Here is a 6,936-nt window from a genome sequence, read left to right as displayed (position 1 = left end):
GGGCTCGCAATCAGATTAGGGTACAAAAACGAGTGGAAGAGACTCTAAAGGTGACTTATGTTCCCTCTTAATATGTTTACCGGACAACAGTGATTAGAAATGATGAATTTCGAAGGAGAGGTCGTATGAACGGCATAGCGCCATGTGCAACTGGAAGAATTTCTATCTGACGAGGAGGTGGGCTACAAAAATTACCGCCGGAGATTGGTTATTAGGAATTAGTTATTGGTCTTCCACAAATAAGCAATACACTGGTTAACCAATAACTACACTAACGACTGGTTGACGAGCCACTGATTGTGCTGCCAAAGAAAATCGCGTTGGCAAACAGTTTGTTGGTCCCGTACCAGAACGCCCGGAAGTTGGGGTTGTCTGTCATTGCAATTACTTTTCCGCTTCCAAATCCGGAGACTACAATTCCCGCCGTACCGTTCAGTTTCTCAAGATTCTCTTCCGAAATATAGCCGCTGGCCAGGGGATCATCGGAATAGCGAAGCGGTGTGGCATAGGGATGGTCGGATTTCTTCATAAAGAGCGTGCTGTTCCTGAACACGGTGAGATCCGATCCATTATATCCGTAACCGATCGGATGCGTGGTATCAATCCTGGCATGGAAAATGGCGCCTCCGATATGTTGGGCTCCTCGTTCCTGGTCCATTGCGGCATACGGTTTGGGTTGAACGCTATCGCTGTTTTCCTCTTCACTATCGCTTTTCTCCACAAATGAGACGTTAGCCAGGCCGTTTTCACGGGCCCATTCAACGGCATCCTTGGTTGTTACCAGCGTTCCACCGCTCTCCACCCATTCCTTTAACTTGTGGATGTCGCTGCCTGAAAGGTCGCCATACCATCCATCGACCATGACTATGGCAGTATACCGGTCGAGATCGGTTTGCCCGAGACGATCCTTGGTGAGTAGCGTGGCCGGCATGCCGTACCGCAGGTCGAGCAGGTGCCAGGCTTCACCCACTTCGTAAGCACTGGTCCCCTCCCCGGCGATAAGGGCGACCGAGGGTTTGTCAATGTCTTCAAACGAACCGCTGCCCAGGTCGATGCCGGAGGGAGTCAGGCCGGTATCTACCGCATAAATGTCGATTCCATCCTGTTCCGCTGCCATGCGGGCCCACTCGTAGATCGTCTGAGAATCCACTTCCTGGGGACCTACCGGCACGATGATGCTGCCGTAGCCAAACTGGTGAACACCGGTGGAGGTAACGGCAGTAAACGGTTTGGCAGCTACTTTGGCCCGTACCCCTTTCTCCTGGATACGATAGAGCGCCCGCGGCGCGTAATATTCATCCCACTCGAAAATATAGGCATACTCGCTTTGTCCACCGATGAGGCTGCCCGCGGGACGTTTTTCGATGGTGAATTTATCTCCAATCTGGTTGCGGTTAAACGCGCGGCTGTCGAGCTCGGCAAACGGCATGTTAAAAGCATAAGGCATGGTCCAGGCCGAGACATCGTAAAAAAGACTGTCACGGAAAGTAGTTCTCCGTTCAAACAGGGCCTCGATAAATCGGTGTTGCGCCTGGTTGGTCGGGATAATGTAGGAGGAGCCCGCGGCAAACAGTTCGCCGTTGGCTGAGAGGCTCTCCTCCAGCTCGTACACATCAATGTCGTGCCGGTGCAGCATCTCGGCCAGGTGAAAGCTTCGCGCCCGGTCTTCCTGCGTGCCAAACACGTACGCTTCAATTGGAGAGCGCTCTGCCTGCTGCCGGGCCTCCCGGTAAAAAGAACGCTGGTGGTTTAGGATTTCGGGACGCAGGCTCTGGGCGGCCTCCAGCGTGGAAAGCGAGGTGAGGAACTGGTTTTTTATCGTAAACGGGAACCTGAGTACGCCGTGGATGCTCTCCTGGGCATGCGAGCGGGAGCTTGCCTGCTCAAAAAGAATGCCGATACTGCCGTTGATATCGGGATAGGTGGAGCCCTTGCCGTAGTAAAAGTCGTCGTAGTTTTCTTTGCTGTAGTACAGTCGCTTGTGTTGATCCAGCATCTGCGCGTGGTATTCCCCGATCGCTTCGGTGAGCCGTTGATTGCGATCCGGTGTCAGAGGATGGGTCCGCGACGGGACGCCCGGCTGAAAGAAGAAAGTCGCGTTTGTACCCATCTCATGGTGATCGGTCAGGATGTTTGGCTTCCACTGGTGGAACACCCGGATTCGGGCCTGGCTCTCTGGGTGCTGAACCAGCATCCAGTCGCGGTTCAGGTCAAACCAGTAGTGGTTGGTGCGGGCGCCGGGCCACGGCTGATTTTGCTCCATATTATTGGGATCGTCCACAACGGTTTTGCTTTTGTGGGTGTTGGCCCAGCCGGCAAAGCGATCAAGTCCGTCGGGGTTGAAGCTCGGATCCAGCAGGATGACCGAATTGTTGAGTTTCTGCCTGATATCGGCTCCCTGTGCCGCTGCAAGGTGATAAGCAACCAGCAGTGCTGCATTTGAGCCGCTGGACTCGTCACCGTGGATGCTGTATCCCATGTATACTACCACCGGCATTTCATTGACGTCAAAATTGCTGGATTGGCCGGGATCGGTCAGGGCCAGGTGGTTTTGACGGATCTGCTCAATATTGGCATGATTTGACGGAGAAGTGACCGTCAACAACAGCAGCGGTCTGTTCTCATAGGTGCGCCCAAACTCCCGGATGGCGATCCGGTCAGAGGCCTCGGCCAGTGCGTACATATATTTTACCAGCTGGTCGTGCCGAACATGCCACTCTCCCGGTACCATATCCAGGATCTCCTCCGGAGTGGGCACCGATTCGTCATAGCTTACATCCCCGGGAAGGTAGTAATTCATGGTGGCCACGGCTTCGGAGGGATTTTGGGCAGCAACCGGTCCCGCTGTGATGTGAAGAAAGCCGATTAGGAGTAGAATTGATATTGAATATGCGATGCGCTTCATGAAAAGGTCGTTATGGATTGCGGTGTATTACCTGTATGGAAGTACCGAAAAGCAGAGGTTATTGTAAAGGAGGTGGAAGAAACAAAAGCGCGGCGCACGCTGGTAAGTGCGCCGCACATAAGGGAATGGGGGGAAGGCTAATAACGGAAGATGGCCGCTATGTAAGCATTGTTGGGCATGTCATCCCTGTGGAGGGCGTACACGTCGCCTCCCTGGGTGATCGTCTTGATCGCCGCCAGGTTGATCAGGTCATGTTCGCCGTTTTCTTGTTCGTGGCTGAGGTGAACCACATCGTTTACGGCATCGAATTTACCCCAACTGTGTTCCCCGATCGGAACAAAAAGGGAGTCTATCTTCCCGTAATAGGCGCCTTCCACAATGTAGGATAGGTCCTCGGAACGCTTCATGCTGCCCGAGAGGTCGCCGAACCGTTCGATATCGGAATACATGTCCTTCAGGAAATAGGATTTGATGATCTCCCACCCCTCGTCACGGATCTCTTCGTCGCTTTTGGGATCCGGGTTGCCCTTGATGCTGGAATCCAGCAGCCGGCTGTAGTGGTTCGATTTTCGATAAATCGAAACGGCTTCATCAACCCCCGCGAGAATCAGCGGATCGTTGCGCCGGCGCATGATGTTGGTAACCTCGGTTTCAACTGTTTTCAGGTATTCCTCCACAATTTTTCGGTCGTAGTCGCTGCCGGACCCCTGCCCGTGAAAGATGGCCGGCCCCTGTCCCTGCCCGGAGTGGTGCTGGAGGTTGCGCTGTACCACGTCATACTGCTTGAACTCTTCGATGCTTGTGGGCGAATCGGTCAGTGACAGCGCTTCAACCGAGTCGCGGGTGGCTTTGAGCAGGCGCACCTTCTTCTGACTTATCACCAGTATGCAAAAGGTGCCCTCCAGTGTTATCATGGGCAGTAGTGGTGTGACGAGAAAATAGTTGTCGATCAGGTAACGCGGGTTAAAGTCCAGTGGCACCCTGAAATATTCGAAATAATCTTCTGCCAAAAACAGGGCCAGTCCGCGGTCGTTGTGCTGCCAAAAAAGGGGCTGGTCAAGCAGTTTCCTGGGGCCCTCGAGCAGGTTGTCAATTTCGCTCTTTTTCATCCCGGATTCGGAGAGGTCGGCCTCAATGTTGTTCAGCTTGTTTTTCAGTCGGATGGGATCTTGCTGAACTTCCTCTCCTGTTTTGTGGGTGGGCAAAAATATTGAAATACTTGTTTCCGCTGCATGCTCAATAATATCCAGAATGATATCCTTCGTAATCATATGTGAACCTCCAAATTTAGTTCAATTTAAACCCATCATAGGTATCAGATTTAACAACTATTTTGAGCAGAGGATTCGCTCAAAAATGGTATGTCCATCTGTTTTGTTATTATATGAACACTCGAACCAAGTATCTATTCTGATTTATGAAAGAAACAGAAAAGTCGAAAAATCCCGTATTCGGATCCCATGACGATCAGACGCTGGAGCAGTACCAGAACGTGCTGATGCGCGCCAAGCGCGGCGCGTTGATGGCCGATGGCCACGTGGGATATATCATGCCGATCGGCGGCGTTGCGGCCTACAAAAACAAAGTATCGCCCGTGGGCGTGGGGTTCGATATCGGTTGTGGAAACATGGCAGTTAAACTCAATCAGAAAGCCGGTAGTTTCGATGTCAGCGGAGCACTGGATATTATTGAGGATAAAATCGTGTTCGGGTTGGGAGGCTCCAATCCCCGTGCACCCAGAGGCGACGAGCTGTTTGAGGCCCCGGAGTGGGAGGCCTACCCCGATCCCGGGATTCGATCGAGCCTGAAAAAGAAAGCGGAGCAGCAGCTGGGAACCGTGGGCTCGGGGAACCACTACGTAGACCTGTTTAAAGATGAGGAGGAGTATATCTGGATAGGGGTCCACTTCGGGAGTCGAGGCCTGGGATACCAGACGGCCAAAGGGTTTATGAACCTCTCTCAAAACAAGGAGTGGAATGACCGTTTTGAACAGCAAGAGGTGCTGCTGGACCTGGCTACGCCCCTCGGGGATGCCTATTTTGCAGCCATGAACCTGGCCGGACGTTATGCCTGGCGGGGACGCGAGTGGGTCTGCTATACGCTGGCGGAGGCTTTTGGGGCGGATATACTGGATGAGGTTCACAACAATCACAATTTTGCCTGGAAAGAGCAGCATGATGGAGAAGAGTTGGTAGTTGTCCGCAAGGGCGCCACTCCGGCTTTCCCGGGCCAGCGCGGATTTGTGGGCGGCAGCATGGGAGATACCGCTGTCATTTTGGAGGGCGTGGATTCGGAGGAAAGCCGCTCTGCCCTCTACTCGACGGTGCACGGCGCCGGCCGTGTAATGTCGCGTACACAGGCCAAAGGCAACTACCGCGGACGCGACCTGAGCAGTTCTGCGATAAAGCCGCAGATGATCTATGACTGGCTGGAAAAAAAGGGCGTAGAGTTGCGCGGCGGCGGACTTGACGAGGCTCCCCAGGTCTACCGCCGGCTCGACGATGTGCTGAAAGAACATGAGCGCACAATCCGGATCCTGCACCGTCTCCAGCCCCTGGGCGTGGTCATGGAGGGACCGGAACGGTTTACTCCGAAGAGGAATTGGGGCTCGAGCGTTGGGAAATAGTGTATCTCACGGAAACAGGCAGTCTCTGTCCATTGCCAGCTATTTCCTCTCTTTTATTTTGACAGCTAAATTCATTATCGTAGCTCATCGTAAAATAGTTTAAATCAAACCTTGTTTATGGGGAACGAGCGTTCTGGCAACGAGTCTGAAAGAAGTACATGGGATGGAATTAAAAAAAGTCTGGGACCGGGCTTGTTGATGGCCGCTGCGGCCATTGGGGTATCACACCTGGTGCAATCGACCCGGGCTGGTGCCACCTACGGTTTTGCCATGGTCTGGGCCCTGCTGCTGGCCAATATTTTTAAGTATCCCTTTTTGGAGTATGGCCCGCGCTATGCCATCGCCACCGGGGAGAGCTTGATTGAGGGATACAAGCGGCTGGGCAACTGGGCAATATGGATATTCCTTGTCTTTACTGTTGGCACGATGTTTATTATCCAGGCGGCGGTAACGGTGGTGACGGCAAGCCTGGCCGCCGAGTTGACCGGCCTGGCCCTTTCCCCGTTAACCTGGAGTGCCCTTTTGCTGGCCATCTGTGTGGTGCTGCTTCTTTCAGGCCAGTATTCTGCGCTGGACGGCTCCGTAAAGTTCATTATGATTATCCTGGCAGTGTCAACGCTGGTTGCCCTGGTGGTGGCCCTGTCGCAGGGAGGCCAGCAGGAAGTGGCAGACTACTATCCCGATATCTGGGATTACGCGGGCGTCTCCTTCCTGATCGCTTTAATGGGATGGATGCCGATTCCGATTGATTCTGCCGCCTGGCACTCCCTGTGGTCGCTGGAGCGGGCCAAGCAGACCCAATACCGGCCGAGGCTGAAGGAGTCGCTGCTAGATTTCAATATCGGGTATATCGGGGCAGCGTTCCTGGCCCTCGGATTTTTAATCCTGGGCGCCCTGGTGATGTATGGAAGCGGCGAAGAGTATGCATCAAGTGGAGCCGTTTTTGCAAACCAGCTCATCAGCCTCTATACAAGCAGCCTCGGGGAGTGGGCGTACCTGGTGATCATCATCTGCGCCTTTACCACCATGTTCAGCACCACGCTTACGGTCACTGATGCGTATCCCCGCGTTTCCCGCCGGATGCTGGAGGTGATGATGCAGGAAACATTTCCCGAAAAGGACAACAGCAGGATTTTCCGGATCTTGCTGGTCTCCACCCCGGTGGTCTCCCTGGGCGTACTCTACTTCCTGGGAGATCAGTTTACCCTGCTTATAGACCTGGCCACGACCCTCTCCTTCCTGACGGCGCCGGTGCTGGCTTATATCAATTACCGGCTGGTGACGGGAGAAGTGATGCCGGAGTGGGGCAAGCCGAAGTCCTGGCTGCGCTGGCTGAGCTGGGCGGGGATGATATTCCTGGCGGGTTTTGCGCTGCTGTACCTTTACTGGATCATCCGGTTTTAGT

At 53.7% G+C, this 6,936-nt stretch carries 5 protein-coding genes; 3 read left to right on the top strand and 2 right to left on the bottom strand.

The window, feature by feature from the left end; translation table 11 throughout:
• Positions 1-271 precede the first annotated feature (271 nt).
• On the bottom strand, positions 272-2,905 hold the full coding sequence (locus tag ACG2F4_RS17395) for a M14 family metallopeptidase (protein WP_395262167.1): 2,634 nt from the start codon (positions 2,903-2,905) through the stop codon (positions 272-274).
• Between the two features lie 12 nt (positions 2,906-2,917).
• Here ACG2F4_RS17395 and ACG2F4_RS17390 point away from each other — a divergent pair, with 12 nt between their 5' ends.
• Complete coding sequence (locus ACG2F4_RS17390) at positions 2,918-3,046, top strand: hypothetical protein (protein ID WP_395262166.1); 129 nt, start codon at positions 2,918-2,920, stop codon at positions 3,044-3,046.
• Here ACG2F4_RS17390 and ACG2F4_RS17385 read toward each other — a convergent pair.
• Complete coding sequence (locus tag ACG2F4_RS17385; protein ID WP_395262165.1) at positions 3,043-4,176, bottom strand: hypothetical protein; 1,134 nt, start codon at positions 4,174-4,176, stop codon at positions 3,043-3,045. The genes ACG2F4_RS17390 and ACG2F4_RS17385 overlap by 4 nt on opposite strands.
• 146 nt (positions 4,177-4,322) lie before the next feature.
• Between ACG2F4_RS17385 and ACG2F4_RS17380 the strand changes: the two genes are divergently transcribed.
• Positions 4,323-5,531, top strand: a complete 1,209-nt coding sequence (locus ACG2F4_RS17380) for an RtcB family protein (RefSeq protein ID WP_395262164.1) — start codon at positions 4,323-4,325, stop codon at positions 5,529-5,531.
• 117 nt (positions 5,532-5,648) lie between these two features.
• Positions 5,649-6,935, top strand: coding sequence for an Nramp family divalent metal transporter (locus ACG2F4_RS17375; protein ID WP_395262163.1), 1,287 nt, complete (start codon positions 5,649-5,651; stop codon positions 6,933-6,935).
• Position 6,936: the final 1 nt, after the last annotated feature.

This window comes from Halalkalibaculum sp. DA3122, assembly GCF_043951865.1.
In the GTDB taxonomy this organism is placed as follows: Bacteria; Bacteroidota; Rhodothermia; order Balneolales; family Balneolaceae; genus JAMQKA01.
The sequence above is the reverse complement of the archived record's forward strand: the minus strand, read 5'-3'. Positions and strand labels throughout refer to the sequence as shown.